20 protein-coding genes are annotated in these 26,250 nt (G+C 61.8%); 16 read left to right on the top strand and 4 right to left on the bottom strand.

Going from position 1 to position 26,250, the window contains the following annotated elements:
* The first annotated feature begins 12 nt into the window (after positions 1–12).
* From ACSOSP_RS32750 to ACSOSP_RS32730, 5 genes are all read left to right on the top strand, one after another.
* A complete protein-coding gene (locus tag ACSOSP_RS32750; protein ID WP_455314816.1) occupies positions 13–807 on the top strand; it encodes an ABC transporter permease in 795 nt (264 codons plus the stop codon).
* A gap of 33 nt (positions 808–840) precedes the next feature.
* The gene (locus tag ACSOSP_RS32745; protein ID WP_455314815.1) at positions 841–1,194 is read left to right on the top strand and encodes a (2Fe-2S)-binding protein; all 354 of its coding nucleotides are present in this window, start codon (positions 841–843) and stop codon (positions 1,192–1,194) included.
* Positions 1,195–1,217: 23 nt separating this feature from the next.
* Positions 1,218–2,648: an FAD-dependent oxidoreductase gene (locus ACSOSP_RS32740; protein ID WP_455315400.1), complete on the top strand. Its 1,431-nt coding sequence runs from the start codon at positions 1,218–1,220 to the stop codon at positions 2,646–2,648.
* Complete coding sequence (locus ACSOSP_RS32735) at positions 2,641–3,756, top strand: NAD(P)/FAD-dependent oxidoreductase (protein WP_455314814.1); 1,116 nt, start codon at positions 2,641–2,643, stop codon at positions 3,754–3,756. Before ACSOSP_RS32740 ends, ACSOSP_RS32735 begins: the two co-directional genes overlap by 8 nt.
* Before the next feature lie 1,202 nt (positions 3,757–4,958).
* Positions 4,959–6,011 carry an ABC transporter substrate-binding protein gene (locus ACSOSP_RS32730; RefSeq protein ID WP_455314813.1) on the top strand — a complete coding sequence of 351 codons (1,053 nt, stop codon included), beginning with the start codon at positions 4,959–4,961 and terminating at the stop codon, positions 6,009–6,011.
* A 102-nt stretch (positions 6,012–6,113) separates the two neighbouring features.
* Here ACSOSP_RS32730 and ACSOSP_RS32725 read toward each other — a convergent pair whose 3' ends face one another.
* The 4 genes from ACSOSP_RS32725 to argH form a co-directional block, all read right to left on the bottom strand.
* Entirely contained in the window at positions 6,114–6,950 is an 837-nt protein-coding gene (locus ACSOSP_RS32725) for an ABC transporter substrate-binding protein (protein WP_455314812.1), read from the bottom strand.
* Between the two features lie 63 nt (positions 6,951–7,013).
* Entirely contained in the window at positions 7,014–7,778 is a 765-nt protein-coding gene (locus ACSOSP_RS32720; RefSeq protein WP_455314811.1) for an amino acid ABC transporter ATP-binding protein, read from the bottom strand.
* Positions 7,779–7,806: 28 nt separating this feature from the next.
* Complete coding sequence (locus ACSOSP_RS32715; protein WP_455314810.1) at positions 7,807–8,691, bottom strand: amino acid ABC transporter permease; 885 nt, start codon at positions 8,689–8,691, stop codon at positions 7,807–7,809.
* Positions 8,685–10,118: an argininosuccinate lyase gene (gene argH, locus ACSOSP_RS32710; protein WP_455314809.1), complete on the bottom strand. Its 1,434-nt coding sequence runs from the start codon at positions 10,116–10,118 to the stop codon at positions 8,685–8,687. The genes ACSOSP_RS32715 and argH overlap by 7 nt, the downstream gene beginning before the upstream one ends.
* A 149-nt stretch (positions 10,119–10,267) precedes the next feature.
* Here argH and ACSOSP_RS32705 point away from each other — a divergent pair, with 149 nt between their 5' ends.
* From ACSOSP_RS32705 to garD, 11 genes are all read left to right on the top strand, one after another.
* Entirely contained in the window at positions 10,268–11,146 is an 879-nt protein-coding gene (locus ACSOSP_RS32705; protein ID WP_455314808.1) for a LysR substrate-binding domain-containing protein, read from the top strand.
* Positions 11,147–11,494: 348 nt separating this feature from the next.
* Positions 11,495–14,725, top strand: a complete 3,231-nt coding sequence (locus tag ACSOSP_RS32700) for an efflux RND transporter permease subunit (protein ID WP_455314807.1) — start codon at positions 11,495–11,497, stop codon at positions 14,723–14,725.
* A gap of 15 nt (positions 14,726–14,740) precedes the next feature.
* Positions 14,741–15,964 (top strand): efflux RND transporter periplasmic adaptor subunit, encoded by a 1,224-nt coding sequence (locus tag ACSOSP_RS32695; RefSeq protein ID WP_455314806.1) that lies wholly within the window; start codon positions 14,741–14,743, stop codon positions 15,962–15,964.
* A 65-nt stretch (positions 15,965–16,029) separates the two neighbouring features.
* Entirely contained in the window at positions 16,030–17,472 is a 1,443-nt protein-coding gene (locus ACSOSP_RS32690) for an efflux transporter outer membrane subunit (protein WP_455315399.1), read from the top strand.
* A 115-nt stretch (positions 17,473–17,587) separates the two neighbouring features.
* Positions 17,588–18,274, top strand: a complete 687-nt coding sequence (locus tag ACSOSP_RS32685; RefSeq protein WP_031363551.1) for a heavy metal response regulator transcription factor — start codon at positions 17,588–17,590, stop codon at positions 18,272–18,274.
* Positions 18,271–19,755, top strand: a complete 1,485-nt coding sequence (locus ACSOSP_RS32680; RefSeq protein WP_455314805.1) for a heavy metal sensor histidine kinase — start codon at positions 18,271–18,273, stop codon at positions 19,753–19,755. Before ACSOSP_RS32685 ends, ACSOSP_RS32680 begins: the two co-directional genes overlap by 4 nt.
* 556 nt (positions 19,756–20,311) lie before the next feature.
* Positions 20,312–21,424: an extracellular solute-binding protein gene (locus ACSOSP_RS32675; RefSeq protein WP_455315398.1), complete on the top strand. Its 1,113-nt coding sequence runs from the start codon at positions 20,312–20,314 to the stop codon at positions 21,422–21,424.
* A gap of 104 nt (positions 21,425–21,528) precedes the next feature.
* Entirely contained in the window at positions 21,529–22,608 is a 1,080-nt protein-coding gene (locus ACSOSP_RS32670; RefSeq protein ID WP_455314804.1) for an ABC transporter ATP-binding protein, read from the top strand.
* A complete protein-coding gene (locus ACSOSP_RS32665; RefSeq protein WP_455314803.1) occupies positions 22,605–23,495 on the top strand; it encodes an ABC transporter permease in 891 nt (296 codons plus the stop codon). The genes ACSOSP_RS32670 and ACSOSP_RS32665 overlap by 4 nt, the downstream gene beginning before the upstream one ends.
* A complete protein-coding gene (locus ACSOSP_RS32660) occupies positions 23,495–24,430 on the top strand; it encodes an ABC transporter permease (protein WP_455314802.1) in 936 nt (311 codons plus the stop codon). Before ACSOSP_RS32665 ends, ACSOSP_RS32660 begins: the two co-directional genes overlap by 1 nt.
* A 42-nt stretch (positions 24,431–24,472) precedes the next feature.
* Complete coding sequence (gene garD / locus ACSOSP_RS32655; protein ID WP_455314801.1) at positions 24,473–26,026, top strand: galactarate dehydratase; 1,554 nt, start codon at positions 24,473–24,475, stop codon at positions 26,024–26,026.
* The last annotated feature ends 224 nt before the right edge of the window (positions 26,027–26,250 follow it).

Here is a 26,250-nt window from a genome sequence, read left to right as displayed (position 1 = left end):
GAGACCGCTCCCATGCGAAAGAACGGCCTCATTGCCCTGAGTTTCCACACGCTCGTGATCCTGTTCGTGCTGGCGCCGCTTGTGATCATCGTGCTGGTCGCGTTCACGCCGGACCAGACGCTGACGCTGCCCACGCACGGCTTTTCGTTGCGCTGGTTCCGCGCGATTCTCGACTACCCGGATTTCATCTCGGCGTTTTTCAACAGCATCCGGCTGGCGTTTGCGTCGGCTACGCTGTCGCTCGCGCTGGCTTTGCCGGCGGCGCTTGCTATTGGGCGTGAACGTTTTCCCGGGCGCGAATTCCTCAATGGTTTGTTCCTCTCGCCGCTGGTGATTCCCAGCCTCGTGCTCGGCATTGCGTTCCTGCGTTTCTTCGCGATGATCGGCGCGACCGGCTCGTTCACCTGGCTCGTCGCGGCGCACATGATCATCATCACGCCGTTCGTGATGCGGCTGGTGCTGGCATCGGTGAGCGGCATGGATCGCAGCATCGAGCATGCGGCGCAGTCTTTGGGAGCGGATCGATGGACAGCGTTTCGCCGCATCACGCTGCCGATGATCCTGCCCGGCATCACGGGCGGCTGGCTGCTTGCGTTCATCAATAGCTTCGATGAACTGACCATGTCGATCTTCGTGACCTCGCCGCGGACCATTACGTTGCCGGTGCGCATGTATATGTACGCGACGGAATCGATCGACCCGATGATGGCGTCCGTGTCCGCGCTCGTGATCTTCATCACGGCCGGTGCGATGATCGTGCTTGACCGCGTGTATGGACTGAACCGGATCCTGATCGGGTCGCATTGATTTGGCCCGGTTCCTACGACTTCTATTGACGCGATGACAAACGTCCCACGCACAACATCCACTAGCCAGCCGAATCCCGTGGCCGATGCCGCGCCGCAATTCGTGCGTCTTGCGGAAGCACATCGCAAGCAGGTGACGATGATGCTGGACGGCGAAGCCATCACGGCCATGACGGGTGATACGGTGCTGAGCGCCATCCTGCTGCACACACGGCGCGTGCGTGACACCGAGTTCAGCGGTGAGCCGCGCGCCGGATTCTGCCTGATGGGCGCGTGCCAGGACTGCTGGGTACAGCTGGAAGAGGGCACAAGGATCAGGGCATGCTCGACCTTCGTCAAGGAAGGCATGCGTGTGCTGACGCGGCCAGTTGGAGTGATCGGAGCGTGAGCACGACCAACGATAAAAACAGGATGCATCGGGTCGTCATTGTCGGCGCGGGTCCGGCCGGCGTGAGAGCGGCTGAGACGCTGGTGGCGGCGGGTATTGTGCCTGTCGTGATCGATGAAGCGCCGCGTGCCGGTGGGCAGATCTATCGGCAGCCGCCGGTGGATGCGGGGTTTGCCCGGAGCAAACGCACGCTGTATGGCATGGAAGCGGGCAAGGCGGACGCGGTGCATTCGACCATGGCCGGGTTGCTCTCGAAGCTCGACTATCGGCCCGACACGCTGGTGTGGGGATGCGGCGCCGCGCAACTCGATACGCTGCACGATGGACGCCAGCGCACGGTGCCTTATTCGCACTTGCTGATCGCGACCGGCGCGACAGACCGCGTGCTGCCGTTTCCCGGCTGGACGCTGCCGGGCGTCTACACCCTCGGCGCGGCGCAGATTACGCTGAAATCGCAGGGTTGCGCGATTGGACGCCGGGTGGTGTTCGCGGGAACCGGGCCGTTGCTTTACCTCGTGGCGTATCAATACGCGAAGGCGGGTGCGCAGGTGGAAGCGGTACTCGATACCAATCTGTTCTCGCGCCAGTTCGCCGCGACGCCGCGTTTGTTGCGGCAGCCGTCGACCTTTGCGAAGGGCATGTATTACGTCGGTTGGCTGGTGGCGCATGGGATTCGTATCGAACGTGGCGTGACGCTCGTGCGCGCGACGGGCGATAAAGCCGTGCAAGCGATGACCTATCGCGATGGCGATCAAGAGCGGACCATTCCCTGCGATGCGGTCGGGTTTGGTTATGGCCTGCGTTCGGAAACGCAGCTTGCGGACCTCGCAGGTTGCCGTTTTCGCTTCGATACGCTCAATCGCGCATGGTTGCCGGAGCGCGACTCAGCCGGCCGCACGTCGGTGCCGGGGGTGTATCTCGCGGGCGATGGCGCGGGTATCGCCGGAGCGGATGCTGCGGAACTGGCCGGCCGCAGAGTGGCGCTGGCGATGCTCGAAGACCTTGGGCATCGGGCTGGCAACGCTGACGTTCGGGCGCAGGCGGCGAAGCTGGACCGGCAACTGGCGAACATCGCCGAGTTTCGTATTGGCCTGGAGCAGGCGTTTGCGCCGCCCTCCGATTGCGCGTCGCACTGGCCGGACGACATGACGGTATGCCGTTGCGAGGAGATCGATGCGGGCACGCTGCGCCGCTGTATTCGTGCTGGCGAGGCGAGCGAGATTAATCGGCTGAAGGCGCTTACGCGAGTGGGCATGGGCCGTTGCCAGGGGCGCATGTGTGGCGCGGCAGCCGCGGAGTTGCTGAGCGCGGAGACGGGCAAATCCGTTGCGGACGTTGGACGTTTGCGCGGACAGGCGCCGATCAAACCGGTGCCTTTATCGATATCGATGATGGACGAAGCCGAAGCAGCGGATCATCTCGCCGCGATCCCGGAGCACGCCCGCGATGACTGAGACTGTGCGGTTTGACGTGCTGGTGGTGGGCGGCGGATTGGTGGGGTCATCGACGGCCTTGGGGCTTGCGAAGCGCGGCCTTAAAGTCGGTCTCTTCGAACGTCGATATTGCGGCGCGCAGGCGAGTGGTGTGAATTACGGCGGCGTGCGCCGCCAAGGCCGGCCGGCTGAACAATTGCCGTTGGCGGTGCGTGCGAGATCGATCTGGGACCGGTTACCGGAACTCGTGGGCACGGATGGTGAGTTCGTTGTTTCCGGGCATTTGCGGCTGGCTCGCAGTGAAGCGGATCTGGCGGGACTTGAAGCGTATGCGCAGCTTGCGAACCCGTTCGGCCTTGACTTGCAATTGATGAGCGGGCCTACGTTCAGGCGTCGTTATCCGTGGCTTGGCGCGGCTGCGGTGGGTGGCTCGCTGTGTCCCGGTGACGGTCATGCCAATCCGCGCGTGGTGTCTCCGGCGTTTGCACGCGCGGCGCGTGCTGCCGGTGCTGATGTTCGTGAGCAGACCATGGTCACGAATATCGCGCATGACGGGGATAAGTTTGTTGTCGAGGCACGGCATGATTCGGGTGCTGCGATCGAGGTTCAAAGCGACTGGCTGGTCAATGCTGCGGGCGCGTGGGGCAATACGATTGCCGGGTACTTTGGCGAGACCATTCCGATGGAGCCGATCTATCCGAACATGTGGGTGACCGAGCCGTTGCCGTATTTCATCGATCACAATCTTGGGGTTTATGGTGGTGGCATTTATGCCCGGCAGGTGACGCGTGGCAATGTAGTGATTGGCGGTGGCCGTGGGTTGGGGGATGGTGAGTATGCCCAGCCGCTCACGGAAACTACGCGGACGGTGATGAGGGCTGCGTGTGCGCTTCTGCCTGCTCTGAAGGATGCGTTATTGTTGCGGAGCTGGACAGGTGTGGAAGGCAGTACGCCAGATGACAATCCGGTGATTGGGCTTAGCCGGACTACGCCGCGGTTGTTGCATGCGTTTGGATTTTCGGGGGGAGGGTTTCTGCTTGCGCCGGGGGTTGGGGAGGTGCTTTCCGACCTGATCGTGGAGGGGGGATCGGGGACGCCGATCGAGGCGTTTTCTATTGGGCGGTTTTAGGGGCTGGGGTGAGGTTTCAGGGCGGGGAGGGGTTCTGAGGTTAGCGGTCGGGGTCAGTGCTGGGTTGCGAGGTTCTTGCGTTAGCGGTTGGGGTCAATGCCGGGTTGCTAGGTTCCTGCGTTAGCGGTCGGATTCATTGCCGGGTTGCTGCTTTTGGGGTTAGTGGTCTGCGTGAGTTAGCTGTTTTCTTTATCACTATTAGCCACTGCGCGTGGCGGCGCGTCATTTCTTTGTCCAAAGCGACAAAGAAACGAAGCAAAGAAAGCGCTTTCAAAACGAGGGCTCGTAAGTTGACCTAGCGTGCAGTTTTCACGTTTTTGGCACCCCAAAAGCACGGTGCTCGCCAGAGCGACGGATGTGTGAACCCCTCCTTCTCGCGAATTCTTACACGCACACGCTTCGCCCCGTACGCTCTCGGGCAAGCACGCTTGCCAAGGAAACCCGCACGGACGGACGCGTATTTGCTGCTATGGCTCTTCGTGGGTTAGCCGCTTGGTCTGCGTGATTGTCGGGGTTACATTCGTTGGGTACGGCCTCGCATCTTCGCGGCCTCGTTTCGAGGAGGGTTGGCGACGTGGTTCGGCATGCGTACAAGTTCGAAGGATGGTTGTTCGCGGATAGCGCGGGGTGCCCCTTTTGCAGGTTCAGTCACTGGTGGCGAAGCGTGTGGGTATCGGTGTTCGGAGAAGGAGGGTTTCACACATCCGTCGCTCTGGCGAGCACCGTGCTTTTGGGGTGCCAAAAACGTGGAAACTGCACGCTAGGTCAACTTATGAGCCCTCGTTTTGAAAGCGCTTTCTTTGCTTCGTTTCTTTGTCGCTTTGGACAAAGAAATGACGCGCCGCCACGCGCAGTGGCTAATAGTGATAAAGAAATGAGCCAACGCAAGCAGACCACTAACCCTGAAAGCAGCAACCCGGCAATGAATCCGACCGCTAACGCAGGAACCTGGCAACCCGGCACCGACCCCGACCGCTAACGCAGGAACCTAGCAACCCGGCAATGACCCCGACCGCTAACGCAGGAACCTAGCAACCCGGCACCGACCCCGACCGCTAACGCAGGAACCTGGCACCCCGGCACTGACCCCGACCGCTAACCCTAAAACCCAACACCCCCGGCAAAAACCCCCGAGCCACATCGACCAGAAAATATTTCAAAGAAGTACGAACGAAACCACCCTGTCTGAAGGAGATCATTAAATGAAAGCGTTTCATACAGTAGCCATCGTGGGCATGGCCGCCCTGTGCGCCGCAGCCCTCTCCACGCCCGCGCAAGCCGAAGACAAAACCATCTACATCGGCATGAACGGCGGCGCGATGGAAAAGGCCTACACGAGCGAAGTCCTGCCTGAATTCGAAAAGGCCAACAACGTCAAAGTGGTCGTAGTCCCCGGCACATCCTCCGACATCCTCGCAAAACTCCTGGCGAACAAAGCCAAACCACAAATCCACGTAGTATTCCTCGACGATGGCGTGATGGCGCGCGCAGTCAGCATGGGCGTCTGCCAAAAACTCGACGATAGCCCCGAACTCAAGCAACTCTACCCGTTCGCGCGCATGAAGGACGACATCGGCGCGGGCGTACAGCTCGGCATGACCGGCATCGCCTACAACACGAAACTCTTCACGGCAAACGGTTGGGCGCCACCAACATCATGGCTCGATTTCGCCGATCCGAAATACAAGGACAAAGTCGTATTCCAGTCGGCATCGAGCAGCACGTTCGGCCTGCACGGCTTCCTCATGATCAACCGGCTCGAAGGCGGCTCGGAAAAGAACGTCGAACCGGGCTTCACGAAATGGCAAAGCACCGTGGGCCGCAACGTGATCGAATACATCCCCAACTCGGCCAAGATCTCGGAGATGGTGCAAACCGGCCAAGCCGGCCTGTTCCCGCTCACGCCGACAGCAGTGGGTGACCTGCAGGCGAAGGGCATTCCCGTGGCCTACGTGAACCCGAAGGAAGGGCCGGTGCTGTTGCTCGTCGATGAATGCGTGGTGGCGAACAACCCCGATCCGGCGCTTGCGCAAAAACTCGCGCAGTTCATGATATCGGCGTCGGCACAAAGCAAGGCAGCGAGCGCCGGCCGCCAGATCCCGACGAACCGCCAGGCGACAATGCCCGACTCGATGCAAAAGCAACTGGGTAACCTCGACGACCTCGTGAAGAAGGTCAACGTGGTGGACTGGGACGTGATCAACGCAAACCGCCCGCAATGGGACGCGCGCTGGAATCGTCAGGTCGAACGGTAATCAGAAGCTGAATTGAAAAACGGGCGTTGTCGGGGAGTACCCCGACAACGCCCGTTTCCGTTTGCGAGCGAAGCGCCAATCAATCGAATAACGTTCGCCTTCTCACTCCTGCGAATTGATGATGACCTTCGACACCGCATGATCCTGCAAGCCCCATTTCTTCAGGATGTTTGCATAGGTGCCATCGGCGATCAGCTTGCCGAATGCCTGGCTTATTGCATCGTTCAAAGCCGGGCTGTTCTTCGACATGCCAATAGCCGAGTATTGCGACAGGAACGGCTGGCCGATCGGCGCGTAGGCGTCTTTCTCAAGGGTGTTCTGATACGGCAGCGTTTCGCCGCCTTGCACGGCGGCGTCGATGCGGCCCTGACGCAACTGCAGGCGGGCATCGGCTGAACCATCCGTACCCACGACTTGCACAGCCGGTTTCCCCGCCTTCACGCAGTGCTCGTCGCTCCACGTCTTGATGTCGTCGGGCCACGACGTGCGACGGCTCGCGCCCACGTGCTTGCCGCACACGGCTTCGATCGACTTGAAATCGCCGGCATGTGCCTTTAGCGTATAAAACTGCGGCCCGGACTTGATGTAGTCGAGAAAGTTGATCGCCTCGCGGCGCGTCGGCAAGTCCGTCATGCCCGACAGGATCACATCCACGCGATGCGTGGTCAGCGCGTTCATCATCTGGTCGAAGTTGGTCTCTTCCCACTTCAGTTTCACGCCCATCTTCGCGGCCAGCGCGACGCCGAGGTCGACGTCGAAGCCGGTCAGTTCATCGGTTGCCGGGTCCTTGTATTCGAACGGCGGATAGTTCGGCACGATAGCGGCCGTGAGCGTGCCGTTGCCCGCGACGGGCGTCTGCGCATGCGCCAACGGCGAGGCAATCGAAACAGCGCTGAACGCGAGGGTAACAAGGGTTCGCCGGAACAAGGAATCGATCATGAAAGTCGCCTGAACGTGAGGTTGACGGAAGGTTGAAAAGCCAATGTGAAAGCCGTTACCACGCTAGGAAAGCACGGCCGAAATGAATTCTTGGGTACGCGGTTGTTGCGGTCGCGACAGCACCTGGTCAGGCGTGCCGCTTTCGACCACCTGCCCCTGATCCATGAAGACCACGCGGTTCGCCACTTCGCGCGCGAAGCCGAGCTCGTGCGTGACGACGATCATCGTCATGCCGCTCTTGGCGAGGTCGCGCATCACGCTCAATACTTCGCCGACCAGCTCCGGGTCGAGGGCGGAGGTGGGTTCGTCGAAGAGCATGAGCTGAGGATGCATGGCAAGCGCGCGCGCAATGGCGACGCGTTGCTGCTGGCCGCCCGACAACTCGACCGGAAACGCGTCGCACTTGTGACCGAGCCCGACACGCGTCAGCAGCGCTCGCGCTTCTTCAACTGCCTCAGCCTTTTTCTTCTTCAATACCTGGACCGGCCCTTCGATCACATTTTCCAGCGCCGTCATGTGCGGGAAAAGATTGAAGCGCTGGAACACCATGCCGGTCGCAAGACGTTGCCGCGCCATCTGCTTTTCTGAGAGCGGATAAAGCTTGTTCTCGACGCGCCGGTATCCGACCAGTTCGCCGTTCACCCACAGCGCGCCGCCGTTGATGCTTTCCAGTTGGTTGATACAGCGCAGGAAGGTGCTCTTGCCCGAACCCGATGGCCCGATGATGCACAGCACTTCGCCTTTCGCGACGTCGAGGTTGATGCCGTGCAGCGCCTGGAATTCGCCATAGGACTTGCGCAGGTCGACCGCTTTGACTAGTGGATTCATGGTTGCCTGGGTTCGGGGTTAAGAAGCGCTACCGCTTCGCGGATGGGCGGCCCGCGCCGCGCGCGAAGCGCCGTTCGACCCGCGACTGCAGCAAGGACAGCACCGTGACAATGACCAGATACCAGACGGCCGCGACCATCAGCAATTCGATCACGCGCGCATTCGCGTAGTAGATGTTCTCGGCGCTGTGCAGCATTTCCGCGTACTGGATCACGCTTGCCAGCGAGGTCAGTTTCACCATGCCGATCAGTTCGTTGCCAATAGGCGGCACGATCACGCGCATGGCCTGCGGCAGGATCACGCGTCGCAGTGCCTGGAGTTTCGGCATGCCGATCGACTTCGCGGCTTCGTACTGGCCTGTATCGACGGAAAGCAGTCCCGCGCGCACGACCTCCGACGTATAGGCGCCCTGATTGATGCCGAGGCCGAGCAGGGCGGCGAGGAACGGCGTCATGATGTCGACGGTACGAAACTCGAACAGGCCGGGAATGCCCATGACCGGAAACACCAGCGCGAGGTTGAACCACAACAACAATTGCAGGATCACCGGCGTGCCGCGAAACAACCACACGTAGCCGTGCGCGACGGCTTGCACGACCGGGTTGGTCGAGAGCCGCATGATCGCCACGATCACGCCAAGCACGATGCCCAGCGCCATCGCAAGGATCGTCATGACGATGGTATTGCCGAGGCCGCGCAGGATCGACTTGGCTGTGAGGAAACGGCCGACGACGGTCCAGTCGATCTGCCCGCGCGCGAACGCCACGACGACGTAAGCCACGATCGCGAGGATCGCCACCGAGGCGAGATAACGCCCGTAGTAGCGCCGCGGCACGTGCTCGAAGTGCGAGATGTCGGCGAAACTTTCGGCATTGCCGGACGCCGATGGCCGGTCGTTCGATGCGCTCAGCATGAAGGTCCCTTGTAGTCGGCCGCCCACGCGACCTGTTCTTCAATAGCGCTGCGCAAGCGCGCGATTTGTTCCGCCACGCGCGCCGGCGCGGTGCCCCCATGACCGCTGCGCGCCGCGACGGCGGCGTCCAGCGTGACGTGATCGAGTACGCCGGGTTCAAGCCGGACATCCACCGCTGCAAGCGTTGCCACCGACACCTCGCCCAGTTCAATGCCCTGCTGTTCGCAGGCCCGCACCAGCGCGCCGGTGATTTCGTGCGCTTCGCTGAACGGCACGCCGCGCAGCGCGAGCCAGTCCGCGACTTCGGTGGCGAGCGTAAACCCGAGCGGCGCCTGACGGCGCATTTCATCCACGTTCACGTGCATGGTACGGATCATACCGGCCATTGCAGGCAGCACGAGCTCGAGGGTATCGATACTGTCGAACGCGGCAATCTTGTCCTCCGCGAGATCGCGGTTATAGGCCAGCGGCAGCGACTTGAGCGTGGCAAGCAAGCCGCTCAAATTGCCGATCAAGCGGCCTGCTTTGCCGCGGGTCAGCTCGGCGATATCCGAGTTCTTCTTCTGCGGCATGATCGAGCTGCCGGTTGCATAAGCATCGTCGAGTTCGACCCAGCGAAACTGCCGCGACGTCCACAGGATCACTTCTTCGGAGAGCCGCGACAGGTTGACCGCCAGCATGCTCGTGATGAACGTGAACTCGGCAACGTGGTCGCGCGAGGCGACGGCGTCGATAGAGTTTTCGCACGGACCGTCGTAGCCGAGTTCCTGCGCGGACAGGTCGGCCCTCAAGCAGATCGCGGACCCTGCCAGTGCCGCCGCGCCCAGCGGCGAACGCGCGCTGCGACGATCCCAATCGACCAGCCGGTCGACATCGCGATAAATGGATTGCGCGTGGGCGAGCAACTGATGGGCGAACACGATCGGCTGTGCCGGTTGCAAATGCGTGAAGCCGGCGGTGACGGTCTGCACATGCGCCTCGGCCTGTTCAACCAGCGCGTGCTGCAATTCGATCACCGCCATTGCCAGCTTGCGAGCCTTGTCGCGCAGATATAAACGCAGGTCGTTCGCCGCCTGATCGTTGCGTGAACGGCCCGCGCGCAGCTTCCCGCCGATCGCTTTGAGCCGCTGCGTCAGTTCGCGCTCGAGGAAGGTGTGGACGTCCTCGTCGGCGAGGATTGGGGCGAGCTCGCCCGCAACGAACTCGGTCTCTATTTGCTGCATTGCGTCGAGCAGTTGTTGAAGCTCGCCGGCGGTGAGGATGCCGGCTCGCTTCAGTTCGTTCGCATGGGCGCGCGAACCGGCCAGATCGTAGGGCGCAAGACGGAAGAAGCTCGGGTCCGAGCGGGACAGGTTTTCCAGCGCCAGCGACGGCCCGGATTTGAAGCGGCCGCCCCAGAGGCGTTCGGTTGTGTCGGTCGTGTTCATGTGCGTGCCTAAGGATGCGTTTCAGAATGACGCTAAGAATGACTCTAAGCTTACTCAAACAAGTTTTTTGCTTGTAGAGAGAATTAAATTCGCTTTAAATCAAATTTTTCTCAGCATCTCCCGTTCGTCCACTTTCTACAGACTTGCCCATGCGCCATCGGCTGCCCCCGCTCAATCCGCTGCGTGCGTTCGAAGCAACGGCACGCCATGGGACGGTCGCGAGCGCGGCCGAGGAGCTCAACGTCACGGCAAGCGCGGTCAGCCATCAGGTGCGCGTGCTGGAGAGCACCCTGGGTGTGGCGTTGTTCATCCGTTCGAAGGCGCGAGTGAAACTGACACCTGCCGGCGAGGCGCTGCTGCAGCCGGTCAAGAACGCGTTCGACATGATCGCAACAGCAGTGGTCAGGCTCGAGTCGCCCGTCATCGCGGGGGATCTGGTGGTGTCCGCCCCCATGTTGTTCACCTCGCGCTGGCTCGCGCGGCACATAGGTGATTTCCTTGAACACTTCCCCGCAGTCAACTTAAAACTGATCCCATCCAACGACGACAAGGAGATCTATTCATCCGATGTCGATCTCTGCGTCCGATACGGCGCGGGCCGCTGGCGTGATCGCGACGTCAGGCTCATCACGCATCCAGTCCTGTTCCCCGTCGTGAGCCCGGCGTTGATGAACGGCCCGCGCGCGCTTCGCACGGTGCAGGACCTGGCGAACCGGACCTTGTTCTGCGAGTACGCCGAGTCGTGGATGCGATGGCTGGCCGAGGCGTCGGCGGACAAGCTTGAGGGTTTGCGCATTCTTGAAATTGGCATTGCGCATGTAGGTATCGAAGCCGCGGTGCGGGGACAAGGCGTAGCATTAGGCGATAGCTTTTCTGTGCGCGACGATCTCGCCGATGGCACGCTCGTTCGTCCGTTTCGACTCACCGTGCCGGCCAAGCATGCGTATTACTGGGTGTGCCGGCATGAGCTGACGGAGGCGCCGTTAGTGGCCGCATTCATGTCGTGGGTGGACTCGAAACTGACGTGAAGCCTTCTATTTTTTTCGGATATGAAAAGCAGCGCGGGTGCGCTCCGTTTGCAGTTCAACCGCGCGAAAACGTTTGCCTTCGAAAAATCTGAGGAAAGGCGAGTTTCCTGACATTTCTGCCATTTTGGCGCCATGTACGCGTTGGCACCTGCCCGTTAAGATCGGGGCGTGAGTTGTCTATCGGTGCCCTGTTGGCTGCATGAAAGGCCGCATGGCTTCGGGCCGCACTCGATCCGGCTCGCCGTATGCCAGACCTCGCCCAAGCGGCCTTGCCTGAAAGGCCCTGCTTAGGCGTCGTCGCATTCCAGCGGTTCATTTTCCTTTCCTGCTTTTTTCGAGCGCGTCTCAATGTGGATCGTCAACGTTGCGCTAAAGCGGCCCTACACGTTTATCGTGATGGCCATCCTGATCCTGTTAGCAACGCCGTTTGCGCTCCTGACAACGCCGGTCGACGTGCTGCCGGAAATCAACATTCCTGTCGTCAGCATCATCTGGACTTACACGGGCCTGTCGGCCGAGGACGTGGCCAACCGCATCACGCAGGTCAATGAACGCAGCCTGACCACGACCGTCAACGACATTGAACATATAGAGTCGCAGTCGCTGCCGGGCATCGCCATCCTGAAGGTCTTCCTGCAACCGACCGCGAACATCCAGACAGCCATCGCCCAAACGGTGGCCGTCGAGCAGGCGCAGTTAAAGCAGATGCCGCCGGGCGCCACGCCGCCGCTCGTGATCAGTTATTCGGCCTCCAGTATTCCGGTGATCCAGCTGGGACTCTCCAGTCCCACGCTCTCCGAGCAGGACCTGAACGACACCGCCCTGAACTTCCTGCGCCCGCAACTGGTGACCATTCCCGGGGCGGCCGTGCCGTATCCGTATGGTGGTAAAAGCCGGCTGGTGTCGGTCGATCTGGATACACGCGCGTTGCTGGCGAAGGGCCTGACGCCGTCGGACGTGGTGAGCGCCTTCAACGCGCAGAACCTGATCCTGCCCACCGGCACGGCCAAGATCGGCATGAAGGAATACACGATCAACATGAATGGTTCGCCCGCCACCATTGCGGCGCTGAACGACATTCCGGTGCGCACGCTCAATGGTGCGACCACTTACCTGAGAGAGGTCGCCCACGTGCGCGACGGCTTCTCTCCGCAGACGAATATCGTGCGCCAGGACGGACACCGCGGCGTGCTGATCTCGGTGCTTAAAAACGGCAGTGCGTCGACGTTATCCATCGTCAATTCGCTCTATGCGCTGTTACCGAATGCCCGGGCGTCGTTGCCGCAGGACCTGAAGATCACGCCGCTGTTCGATCAGTCCGTGTTCGTGAAAGCTGCCGTGCAGGGCGTGATTCGCGAAGCGCTGATCGCCGCCGCGCTGACAGCCGCGATGATCCTGCTGTTCCTCGGTAACTGGCGCAGCACCTGCATCATCGCGGTCTCCATTCCGCTGTCGATCCTCTCGTCATTGCTCGTGCTGCATGCGCTCGGGCAGACCATCAACATCATGACGCTGGGCGGGCTCGCGCTCGCGGTGGGTATTCTGGTGGACGATGCAACGGTGACCATCGAGAACATCGAGCGGCACTTGCACATGGGCACGGACCTGCATGAGGCCATTCTTGAAGGGGCCGGCGAAATCGCGGTTCCCGCGCTTGTCTCTACGCTGTGTATCTGCATTGTGTTCGTGCCGATGTTCTTCCTGACGGGCGTGGCGAAATTCCTGTTCGTGCCGCTCGCCGAAGCCGTGGTGTTCGCCATGCTGGCGTCGTACATCCTGTCGCGTACGCTCGTGCCGACACTCGCCATGCTGCTGATGGGCCACGCGCACAAGCCGAAAAACGGCTCGAAGCCGAACCTGTTCATGCGCCTGTATCACCGTTTCGATGCCGGGTTCGAGCGCATGCGCGCCACTTACATCGTGATCCTTAGCACGTTGCTCGTGCGGCGCCGGGTGTTCGCCGTGGCGTTCCTGGGCTTTTGCTTGCTCTCGGTAGGGCTGGTGTTCGCGCTGGGGGAAGACTTCTTCCCGACGGTCGATTCCGGCGACATCCGCTTGCACATGCGTGCGCCGACCGGCACGCGGATCGAAGAAACCGCGCGGCTCGCGGACCAAGTGGAGAAAGTGGTGCGGGAGATCGTGCCGGCCGATCAACTCACCACGCTCCTCGATAACCTCGGCTTGCCGTATAGCGGCATCAACTTGTCATATAGCAACGCGGGCACGATCGGCACGCTCGACGGTGAAATCCAGGTGGCGCTGACGGCGGACCACGAGCCCACGCAGAAGTTTGTCGACAAGTTGCGCGCCGTGTTGCCGCAGCGTTTTCCTGGTGTTGAATTTTTCTTCCAGCCCGCGGACATCGTTACGCAGATCCTTAACTTCGGTCTCCCGGCTGCAGTCGACGTGCAAATTTCCGGCGCGGACCAGCAGGGTAATTTCGCGGTCGCGGCGAAACTGATGAAGGCGATCCGCCAGATTCCCGGCACCGTGGACACGCACATCCAGCAGAAGCTCGACGAACCGACGCTCAACCTGCAGATGGACCGCACCCGGCTGCAGCAGCTCAACCTGACGGCCAGCAACGTCGCGCAGAACGTGCTGATCTCGCTGTCGGGCAGCTCGCAGACCGCGCCGGGTTTCTGGTTCAACAACAGGAATGGCGTCGAGTATTCGGTCGCGGTGCAAACGCCGCAGTATCAGGTTTCATCCATCGACGAACTGTTGCGCACGCCGGTTTCCGGCAGCGCCACCGGCCCCACGCAACTGCTCGGCAACCTGGTGCAGGTCACGCCGAAAAGCCAGTTCGCGGTGGTCACGCACTACAACATCCGCCCGGTCATCGACGTGTTCGTGAGCGTGGAAGGGCGCGACCTCGGCAGTATCGCGAGGCAGGTCGACAAGCTCGTGGACCAGTCACGCGCGAGCCTGCCGCGCGGCAGCCAGATCACCGTACGCGGGCAGGTCGCGACCATGCGTTCGTCGTTCTTCGGCCTGGGTGTGGGTGTGGCCATGGCGATCGTGCTGGTGTACCTGCTGATCGTGGTGAATTTCCAGTCGTGGGTCGACCCGCTGATCATCGTCAGCGCGTTGCCGGCGGCATTGGCCGGGATTGTCTGGATGCTGTTCCTCACCGGCACGCACCTGAGCGTTCCGGCGCTCACCGGCGCCATCATGACGATGGGCGTCGCGACCGCGAACAGTATCCTGATGGTGTCCTTCGCGCGCCAGCGGCTGCAAGCCGGCGCGCCGCCGCTGACCGCCGCGCTGGAAGCCGGCGCGAGCCGTATCCGGCCGGTGCTGATGACGGCGTTCGCCATGATCATCGGCATGATTCCGATGGCGCTCGGACTCGGCGAAGGCGCTGAACAAAATGCGCCGCTCGGGCGTGCGGTGATCGGCGGATTGCTGTTTGCTACTGTATCCACACTGTTTTTCGTGCCGCTCGTGTTTGCGGGTATTCACAGCCGGCTGGCCCGGCGGCGTGATCGTTCGGCGGGTGACCGCGACGATCATGGTGGCGGCCACCCTGGTCAGGATAGCCCGGGCCTCGGCGCCGGCGAGCATGCTCCAAGTTAAATATGGCTGACTGATATGACTGAAAAAACTCATGCTTCGCTGGCGATTCCCGCAAGGAATACCGAGGACGGGCACGCATTGCCGCCCCGTGGCCGTGAATGGAAGCGCGCGAAGATCGCCGTCATCGTGGTGCTGGTCCTGCTCGTGCTGGGCGCGGGCCGCACGGTGGTGTCGGATGTCATGCAAAGCCACTCGGTGGCGGCGACTTCCCAGCAAAACGCGAAGGTGTATGTGAATGTCATCCTGCCCAAGCAAGCGGCGGGCGGCGGCGACACCTTGCTGCCGGGCACGTTGCGCGGCTACGTGGAGTCGCCCATCTACGCGCGCTCCACGGGTTATCTGCTGCACTGGTATGCGGATATTGGCGCGCGGGTCAAGCAAGGGCAGTTGCTCGCCGACCTGGATACGCCCGAGATCGATCAGGAACTGAAGCAGGCAGCGGCGCAACGCGAGCAGACCGCGTCCAGCCTTGTGCTCGCGAAGAGTTCGTTCCAGCGCTGGCAGCAACTGCGTCAGCGCGATGCCGTGTCGCAGCAGGAACTCGATGAGCGCGAGAGCACGTATAACCAGGACGTCGCGAATCTCGCCGCCGCCGATGCCAACCTGCAGCGCCTGAAACAGCTCGAATCGTTCAAGCGTATCGTCGCGCCGTTCGCAGGCGTGGTGACGCAGCGCAACGTGGATGTGGGCGATTTGATCGATGCCGGCAGCGGCGCCAGCCGTGCGCTCTTCGCGCTGGCGCAGTCCGACCCGCTGCGAGTCTATGTGCAGCTGCCGCAGGCTTACGCGCAGAACGTGAAGCAGGGGCAGGATGTCGTTGTCACGCAGGCGGAATTGCCGGGCCAGCAGTTCCACGGAACGATCGCCAATATCTCCGGCGCAATCGATGTCCCGACCCGCTCGCTGCAGATCGAAGTGCGGCTGCCCAATCCGGACAGCAAGCTGAGGCCGGGCGCGTATGTACAGGTGGCGCTGCCGGCTGCCGTGCGGGCGCCCTTGCTGGTGCCGGGCAACGCGCTGCTGTTCCGCTCTGAAGGACCGCGGGTGGCGGTGGTCGACCAGGACGGCAAGGTCAACCTGCGCAAGATCGTGATTGCGCAGGACCTGGGGCAGTCGCTCGAAATTGAAAGCGGCATTGAAGCAAGTGACAAGATCATCATCAATCCGAGCGATTCCATTGCGGACGGCGACCACGTCCTGATCGCGCCGCAACAACCCGTCAAGAAGGGGACGTCGTGAAGCGCGCGCGCCAATGGCCTATCCGGAGGGCACGTCTGAAGGCTTTGATCGCCAGCACGACGGTGATGGCGTCGGGTGCCGCTTTGCTATCCGCCTGCACGGTCGGGCCGGACTACAAGCAGCCGCAAGCCGAGACCCCGCCCGCGTGGCATACCGACTCCTATTGGCGTGTCGCCGAGCCGTCGCACGCGCCGATAGCCCCGCAATGGTGGACGAGTTTCAACGATGAATCGCTGAATGGCTTCGAGCAGCAAGCGCTCGCGCAGAACCAGACGCTCGCGGCCGCGAGCGCGCATTACGCGCAGGCGCGTGCGACGCTTGCCAACAACAAGGCGCAACAGGTGCCCGAGGTCGATCTTGGCGCCAACGGGTCGCGCTTCCGGATATCGAAGAACCGGCCGCTGACCAACTACGCCACGCCGACCCAGTCGACGGTGCAGAACAACATCCAGCTCGGTCCGACCATCAACTACGACACCGACCTGTTTGGCCGGATTCGCCGTGAAGTCGAGGGCGCGACCGCGTCCGCCGAACAATCGCGCGACGATCTCGCCAACGCGCGGCTCGTGCTGACCACGGACCTGGCGAGCGACTACTTTTCGATGCGCGAACTCGATGCCGAGATCGACGTGCTGAACCGGTCAGTCGTCTTGCAGCAGAAGGCGCTGGATTACGTGACCACCGAGCATGACCTCGGTTCGGTGTCCGGACTTGACGTGCTGCAGCAGAAATCCGAACTCGACTCCACGCGGGTGCAGGCTCGCCTGCTGCTCAACCAGCGCGCCCAGTTCGAGCATGCGATTGCCGCACTGATCGGCGTGCCCGCACCGCAGTTCGCCATCGCGCCGAAGGTGATCGATACCGCCGTCCCCGCGATACCGCTCGGACTGCCGAGCGATCTGCTGCAGCGGCGCCCCGACATTGCATCGGCTGAACGTGCGATGGCCGCGGCGAACGCGCAGATCGGGGTGGCGAAAGCCGCGTTTTTCCCGAGCCTGTCGCTGACACCGGGCATCGGCTGGGAAAGCACGCAGTTCGCCAGCCTGCTGAGCGCGCCCACGCTGATGTGGACGCTGGGCGCCACGCTCTCGCAAGTCGTCTTCGATGGCGGCCGGCGTGCCGCCAACGTCGACTTTGCGAGCGCGGGTTATCAGGCGGCCGAGGCCAACTATCGGCAGACGGTGCTCAATGCGTTCCAGCAGGTGCAGGACGGCGTGACCGGGTTGTCGGTGCTCGATGCGGCGTCGAAGGAGTCGCAGGAGGCCGTGACGGACGCGCAGCGTTTGCTCTCGCTCGCGAACGATCGTTATTCGGGCGGCCTGGTTGCCTTCCTCGACGTGATCACCGCCCAGCAGTCGCTGCTGACCAGCCAGCGTCAGGATGTGCAGATTCATGGCCAGCAATGGACGCTGTCGGTGTCGCTGGTGAAGGCGCTGGGGGGCGGGTGGGACGTCAACGCGGCAGCACCGGAGAAAACTGCGGCGGCCACGATCAACCCGCCAAACTGATTTGACACGCGAGTGACGTGAACCCGCTGGGTTGCGCAGACCGGGTATCGCCACTCGCCGCAGGCTGAGAGAAAACGTTTTCCTATAATGGGAGGACGTACATAAGAAGGCGCGCATGAAACTGCTCATCGTGGAAGACGAACACAAGGTGGTTGACTATCTGCGCTCCGGCTTGACGGAGCAGGGGTGGATAGTCGACGTAGCCCTTGACGGCGAGGAAGGCACGCATCTCGCGATCGAATTCGACTACGACGTGATCGTGCTCGACGTGATGCTGCCCAAACGCGACGGTTTCAGCGTGCTGAAGTCGCTGCGCGCGCACAAGGCCACGCCCGTCATCATGCTGACCGCGCGCGACCAGATCAACGACCGGGTGCGCGGCCTGCGCGAAGGGGCCGACGACTACCTGACCAAGCCGTTCTCCTTCCTGGAACTGGTCGAGCGGCTGCATGCGCTCGCGCGGCGTACCCGCGTGCAGGAGTCGACGCTGATCTCGCTGGGCGACCTGTACGTCGACCTGATCGGGCGGCGCGCCACGCGTGACGGCGTGCGGCTCGACCTGACGGCCAAGGAATTCCAGTTGCTGAGCGTGCTGGCGCGGCGCCAGGGCGATATCCTGTCGAAGACGGCCATCACCGAACTCGTCTGGGACGTCAATTTCGACAGTCATACGAATGTGGTGGAAACAGCGATCAAGCGCCTGCGGGCCAAGCTGGACGGCCCGTTTCCGACCAAGCTGCTGCACACGGTGCGCGGCATGGGCTACGTGCTGGAGGTCCGCGAAGAAGCGGGAACATCATGAATCGATCCATCGCCCGGCGTCTGGCTTTCATGTTCGCGGCCGTCGCGCTGTTTGTCTTCACGCTGGTCGGAAGCGGTCTCTTTCTCGTGTTGCGTACGCAACTCGAACAGCATTTGCGTGAGTCGCTTGACGATCGCACGCAGATCGCGCGGATCATCGTCTATCACGCGGTCACGCCTGAAAAATGGAAAATGGCGCGCGAAAAGCTCACCGACATGACGCCGCGCGACGGCGTCACGCTGTATTCGGTGTGGAGCGCCGATTCGTCCTACCACTTCGGCAAGCCGGTCACCGGACAGGTCATGGACCGCTGGTCGGGCGGCTACGAACGGGTGCGGACCGGTCCCGGCAGCGAAAACGACATGTTGACCAACACGGTCGAGCTGCCCGCTTATGGCGCGCGGCCGGCGGTGATGCTGCAGGTCGCGGCCGGTTATTCGGCCAACGCGCGGACCATGCGCGCATTCGGCTTTGCGCTTGCCGCCTTGTCCGCCCTGGGCAGTCTCGGCGTGCTGCTGCTGAGTTATTCGGTCACCCGGATCGGGCTTGCGCCGCTCACGCGGCTGACCCGGGACGCGTCGGCGGTGAGTCCGAACAATCGCTCGCAGCGGCTGAATACGCGGTCACTGCCGCTGGAACTCAACGATCTCGCCAATTCGTTCAACGGGGCGCTTGAGCGTCTTGACGGCGCTTACGGGCGGCTCGAGTCGTTCAATGCGGATGTCGCGCACGAGCTGCGCACGCCCGTCACCATCCTGATCGGGCAGACCGAGGTGGCGCTGACCCGCAACCGTTCCGTCGATGATTTGCGTCACACCCTGCAGTCGAACCTGGAAGAGTTCGAGCGCATGCGGGCGATCATCAACGACATGCTTTTCCTCGCCCGAGCCGATCAGGGCGAGCGCGCGACGGGGTTGGTGGATACATCGCTTGCTGCGGAAGTCGCCCATACGCTGGAATTTTTGGAGATTCCGCTTGAGGAAGCCCACGTGCGCGCCGTCTCCACCGGCGACGCGCTGGTGCGGGTGAACAAGTCGCTGTTCGGCCGCGCGTGCATCAATCTCCTGATGAACGCGATCCAGCATTGCGGGCAAGGATCGATCATCAAGGTGTCGATTACGCGTGAAGGCGACCAGGTGCGCGTCGCCGTCGCGAATCCGGGGGAGCCCATTGAGTCCGGCGTGCTCGACCATCTGTTCGACCGGTTTTATCGTGCCGAGGTCTCGCGGACGAATAGCCGCGAGAATCATGGACTCGGCCTGGCGATCGTCAAGGCGACCGCGGAAATGCATGGCGGCAAGGTGTCTGTCACCAGCGTCGGCGGGATCAATACCTTTGCGTTTTCGGTTGCTGCGTCAGGCAGCGGGCAGGCGAGTGCGCCGGGAGCGCCGGCCGTCAACGGGCCAGCCGATGCGCCGTCGGGTGGGCCGGCCGATGTACCGTCCAATGCACCGATGCATCCGGCCTCGGCAAGTCACTGAGATTGACCTGGCAGCAAGGCTTGCCCGGCGCCTCGCGCGCCGGGGAGCGGCCCTTTCGGGCAATAATTCCCTTCATTGGTTTTTTCCGTGTTACTCAATGCGTGTTTGTTCGTTCACCCAAAAGATAGGTTGTCGTACAACAAAGCCGATAACATTCATGTTTTTATCGATGTCATGCTGCCTCCGGATCGAACCAATCGCACGCTGGTTCAAATCATGGGAATGACCATCCATAAGGGATTGAGCGATATCTGTCCGACGTTTCCCCGCAGCCCGAATCCGTCGCGATTAAGGGTTTACGGTGATAGAAAACGCACCCCGTCACAGTTATGTTCTCATACGACAACATACATCGATAAACGCACCGGGAAAGTGACCTTTGGCTGCGGTTCATTTGTGTCGCGTGGCGGCATCGGACTTGATCGATCCGCAATAAAATCCATACGAAGAGCGAGGGGACGAAATGATTCTGACCGGCCGTTTGTCGGCGAAGCTGGGGGTACTGCGCATGGCGTTGAGCGCCGTGGCGGCGGTGACCGCAGTCACCGCGGTGTCCATGGTCACCGCACCTGCCGCGCACGCGGCGGACCCGGTGTCGATCAACATCGTGGACGTTGCGGGCAACCTGCAACTGACGCAGAAGGCGTTCGAGGCCTTCAAGGAAAAGTACCCGCAGCTCGTCTCCAACATCACGTTCACGAACGCACCCGCGCCGCAGTTGCCCGGCAAGATCAAGGCGATGCAGGCAGCCGGCCGCTCGGATATCGATCTCGTGCTGACTGGTACGGACGCGCTTGCCGCGGGTATCGAACAAAAGCTCTGGATGAAACTGCTGCCCGATCAGGCTGCGGCGTTCCCCGGCGTACTCGATAAATACGCCCCGGGTCCGCGCAAGATGCAGGACGTGGCGCAAGGCTACGGCATTGAAGTGACCTATATGCCAGCGGGCCCGTTGATCGAATACAACCCGGCCAAGGTGACCGATCCGCCGAAAACGCCTGAGCAACTGCTCGCGTGGTGCAAGGCGCATCCGGACAAGCTGATCTATGCGCGTCCGGCCAATTCCGGTCCCGGCCGCACGTTCCTGATGGGTTTGCCGTACGTACTCGGCGACAAGAATCCGCAAGACCCGATCAACGGCTGGGACAAGACCTGGGCGTTCCTCAAGCAACTGAACGATTGCATTCCGTATTACCCGGGCGGTACGTCGGCGGTGATGAAGGAACTCGGCGAAGGCTCGCGCGACATGACGGTGACCGTGACCGGCTGGGATATCAACCCGCGCGCGCTCGGCCTCGTGCCGGCTGAATACAAGGTCCAGTCCTTCGACAACATGACGTGGGTCAACGACGCGCATTACATGGTGATCCCGAACGGCGTGCCGAAGGAAAAGCTCGACGTGCTCTACAAGATGATGAACTTCATGCTTGAACCCGCACAGCAGGCCATGACCTTCGACGACGGTTATTTCTATCCGGGTCCGGCAGTGAAGGGCGTGACGATTGATCAAGCCCCGGCGAAGAGCCAGGACGTCATCAAGAAGTACGGCCGGCCGGAATACGCGAAGCTGCTTGCCGATCGTCCGCACGTGGTGCCGTTGAACGCCGCAGCAATGGTCGCCGCGTTCCAGAAGTGGGACCGCGAGATCGGCTCGCAGAAATCGAAGTAATCGAAGGTGTTTCGGATGCCGAAGTAGTTATAAAGACCGTGCGATAGCTTGATCAAGGTTTCAAGCCCGTCGCACGGTGTCGTTCTTAGTCTCAGGAACCTGCCATGAAGCATCAGTTTGATGAGTTGCGTCTTGATTCGGTCAGCCGCAGTTTCATGAACGCCGAAGGTCAGGCGGTCGCGGCGCTCCGTGGTCTTGCCCTGAACATCCAGCGCGGCGAATTCATCGCGTTGCTCGGGCCGTCCGGCTGCGGCAAGTCGACCGCGCTCAATTGCATCGCCGGCTTGCAACCGCTGACCGGCGGCCGGATCTGGCTCGATGACCAGCGTATCGACGTCCTGCCGCCGGAAAAACGCGGCTTCGGCATGGTGTTCCAGAACTACGCGCTGTTCCCGCATATGTCCGTGCTCGACAACGTGGGTTTCGGCCTCAAGATGCGCGGCATGGCGAAGAGCGAAGCCGCGCGTCGCGCGTATGAAGCGCTGCAGATGGTGCAGCTCGTCGGTCAGGAGAAGAAGCTGCCGGGGCAATTGTCGGGCGGCCAGCAGCAGCGCGTGGCCATCGCCCGCGCGATCGTGATCGAACCGGCGCTCGTGCTGATGGACGAACCGCTGTCGAATCTCGACACCAAACTGCGCATTGAAATGCGCGCCGAGATCCGGCGCATTCACAGCCAACTGGGACGCGCAACGATCTACGTGACCCACGACCAGGACGAAGCGCTCTCGATGGCCGACCGCATCGTCGTGATGCGTGAGGGGACGGTGCAGCAGGTCGCATCGCCGAAGGAAATCTATGAACGGCCCGGCAACCTGCATGTCGCGCGCTTCATGGGGTATCGGAACGTGGCGCAATTTACGCTCGAAGGCATGCAGGGCGAAGGCGTGGCCGTGAGCGCGGATGGCGTGCGGCTGATCGGCATGCCGATGGCCGGTTTTGATAGCAAGCGCGTGAGCGTCGCCATGCGTCCCGAAGACCTGGAACGTGCCGCGCCAGGCGCCGAGAACGCATTCGATGCAGAGGTGCTGACGGTGGAATACGGTGGCCACGATTCGCTGATCCGCGTGAAGGCTGCGTTCGGCAATCTGTGGGCGCGCGTGACGGGCGACGTGGCGGTGGGTGAACGCATTTGCCTGCGGGCTCCGCCATCGCGCACGCTGGTGTACGACGGGGAAACGCCATGAGCTCGCCGACCCTGCCGAACGCTCCGCTTGCCTCCGCAGTTCCGCGCGACGCCAAAGCGTGGCTGGTTTCTCCCGCGCTGATCTTCATCCTCGCGCTGTTTGTCTATCCGTTCGTGTACGGTCTCGTGCTCTCGTTCCAGCCGATGAACGGCGGCTCCGCGTTCGCCAACTACATCGCGTTTTTCACCGATACCGCGATGTGGCCCACCATCATCGTGACCCTGAAGCTGGCGGTGCCGGCGACGATCATCAACGTGGGTCTGTCGGTTCCGGTCGCGTTCGCTTTACGCCGGAATTCGCCGTATCAGAAGTTCGTCACCACGTTGCTGGTGATCCCGGTGACGCTCGGAACCGTGTTGATCGCTGACGGCATGCTGACCTATTTCGGTCCGAACGGCTGGTTCTCGCAAGCGGTGCATGGACTGCATTTATATGGCGACGAAGTGCGTCTCACGCATAACTATTGGGGTGTGCTGATATCGCTGATCGTGTCGGGGTTTCCGTTTGCCTTTCTGCTGACGCTCTCGTATGTAACTGGCATCGACCCGACGCTTGCGCGTGCCGCGGCCACGTTGGGCGCCAGTCCCTGGGAGCAGTTTCGGCAGATCTACCTGCCGCTGCTGATGCCCGGGCTGACCATGGCCGCGTGTTTGTCGTTCGTGCAGGCGTTCTCGGTGTTTCCGTCTGCGGTGCTGCTTGGTGCGCCTGCCGGACCCACGCGTGTGATCTCGATAGCCGCGGCCGAAGCCGCCTTCGAAAGCTACGATTATTCCCTCGCCTCCGCCATAGCGATGGTAATGGGCTTCGTCCAGTTGCTGGTGGTGGCAGGCATGCTGAGCACGCGCCGCTTCTTCTACACGGGTCCGGTGACCGGAGGTAAAGGCTGATGGCGACCGATAATCATGCACCTGCCTGGACGGCTTCCACTCATGCATCGGCTCCTCGCGACAGCCGCAACGACGGCGCACAACCGGCCAAGCCGATGAAGCCGCGCGTAAGCCTTGGCGACCGGCTCTGGAAGATGTTCGTCTGGGGCGCGATGGCGTTTTTCCTGTTCAACGTCCTGTTGCTGATTGCGACCGTCGCCGTCAACTCGGTGGCGACGCGCTGGTTCGGCACGCTGCTGCCGGCGGGATTCACGCTGCACTGGTACGCGCAGGCATGGAGCGACTTTCAGCTTGCGAGCGTTTTGTGGGTGACAGTCGAGGTCGTTGGCGCGGTGGTGCTCCTGTCGATTGCACTGGGCGTGCCGGCCGCCTATGCGCTTGCCCGCGTGCAATTTCGCGGCAAGCGTTTCGCGATGCTCGTGTTCCTGCTGCCGCTCATGGTCCCGCCCGTCACCTACGGCATCCCGATGGCAACCGTCATGTACAAGGTCGGACTGGCCGGGACGTTGAGCGGCGTGATCCTGGCGAACCTGGTGCCCGCGTTGCCGTTCGTCATTCTCGTGATGACGCCGTTCATCGAACAGATCGATCCGAATCTCGAAGCGGCCGCGCGTATCTTCGGGGCGAACACGGCGAAGTACTTCCGCTATGTGCTCCTGCCGCTGCTGATGCCCGGCATGCTGGCTGCGGGCTTGCTCGTGCTCGTTCGTACTATCGGCATGTTCGAACTGACGTTCTTCACCGCCGGGCCGACCACGCAGACGCTGGTGGTCGCGCTGTATTACGCGGTCTTTTCGACAGGCGTGCGTGCGCCTCAATCCATCGATGCAATGGCGATGATCTACATGGCGATCACGCTGGTTTGGGTATTGATCGCGCTGCAGTTCGTCAGCCCGACGCAACTCGTTTCACGCGTCAAGGAACAGCGTCAGTGATCGGCGAGTAGTCGCAATTAGTCATCTTAAGGTTCGATTGAAATGGAACAGTCTCCTCTCTACATTCGTGTTCATCCGCTCGACAATGTCGCGATTGTCGTCAACGACGGCGGCTTGCCCGAAGGCGCGGTGTTCGCCGATGGCCTCGCGTTGCGCGAGCGTGTACCGCAAGGCCATAAAGTGGCGCTCGCCGATCTGGCCGAGAACGAAGCCGTGGTGCGCTATAACGTGGTGATCGGCTACGCGTTGAAGGACTTGCCCAAGGGAAGCTGGATCAACGAACACGTGATCCGTATGCCGGAGCCGCCGGGCCTGGAAGATCTGCCGATCGCCACGCGTGCGGCGCCCGAGATGCCGGCGCTGGAAGGGTTCACGTTCGAAGGGTATCGCAACGCCGACGGGACCGTCGGATCGCGCAACATTCTTGCGGTCACCACGACCGTGCAATGCGTGTCGGGTGTGGTCGAGCATGCGGTTGCGCGGATCAAGGCGGAACTGTTGCCGCGTTATCCGAACGTCGATGATGTCGTCGGGCTCGAACATACCTACGGTTGCGGTGTTGCCATCGACGCCCCCGATGCCATGGTGCCTATTCGCACCGTGCGCAACATCAGCCTGAATCCGAACTTTGGCGGCGAAGTGATGATCGTGAGCCTCGGGTGCGAAAAGCTGCAGCCTGAGCGCCTGATGCCCGTCGGCACGATTGCGATTGCGACGGCAGCGGACGATTCGAATGGCGACGTTGTCGTGCTGCAGGACAATGCGCACGTCGGGTTCCAGTCGATGATCGATTCCATCATGCGGACTGCCAAGCATCATCTCGAACGGCTGAACCGGCGGCGGCGCGAAACGTGTCCTGCCGCCGATCTTGTGATCGGCGTGCAGTGCGGCGGCAGCGATGCGTTCTCCGGACTCACGGCGAATCCCGCAGTCGGTTTTGCGACCGATCTGCTGGTGCGTGCGGGCGCGACGGTGATGTTTTCCGAAGTGACCGAAGTCCGGGATGGCGTCGACCAGTTGACGAGCCGCGCCGCCAACGCCGAGGTTGCGCAGGCGATCATCCGCGAGATGCAGTGGTACGACACGTACCTGAAGCGTGGCGGCGCGGACCGCAGCGCCAACACGACGCCGGGAAACAAGAAAGGCGGGTTGTCGAATATTGTCGAGAAGGCGATGGGTTCGATCATCAAGTCCGGCAACTCGGCTATCTCGGGCGTGTTGTCGCCCGGCGAGAAAGTGAAGCAGAAGGGTCTGATCTTCGCGGCAACGCCTGCGAGCGATTTCATCTGCGGCACGCTGCAGGTTGCCGCCGGTATCAACCTGCACGTGTTCACCACAGGGCGAGGCACGCCGTACAGCCTCGCGGAAGTCCCTGTCATCAAGGTTGCGACACGCTCCGATCTGGCACGTCGCTGGCATGACTTGATGGACATCGATGCCGGTCGCATTGCAACCGGCGACGCGACGATTGAAGACGTGGGTTGGGAATTGTTCCGCTTGATGCTGGACGTGGCGAGCGGACGCAAGGAGACGTGTGCGGAGCACTTGAAGCTGCATAATGCGCTTACTTTGTTTAATCCGGCGCCGGTGACCTGATCAATTGGTTGTTGTGAACGTCCATGCAGTTGATGACTTGACCGCTGCCAGCCGATAGATAAGTTGGCTGGCAGCGGCGATCTCTTACCCCTCGCTTTATCATCCTTCGTTTCATCTCCTCAGCGGCAATCATGCCGGTGTTTCCGTGCCTGTTGCTGTGACTTACGTTTGAGTCCCATTGAGTTACTCAAGATCCTGGGGGCGCCGGAATCGGATACGTGACA

The sequence above is a fragment of the Caballeronia sp. KNU42 genome (assembly GCF_053760385.1).
This window is presented reverse-complemented; position numbering and strand designations above follow the sequence as displayed.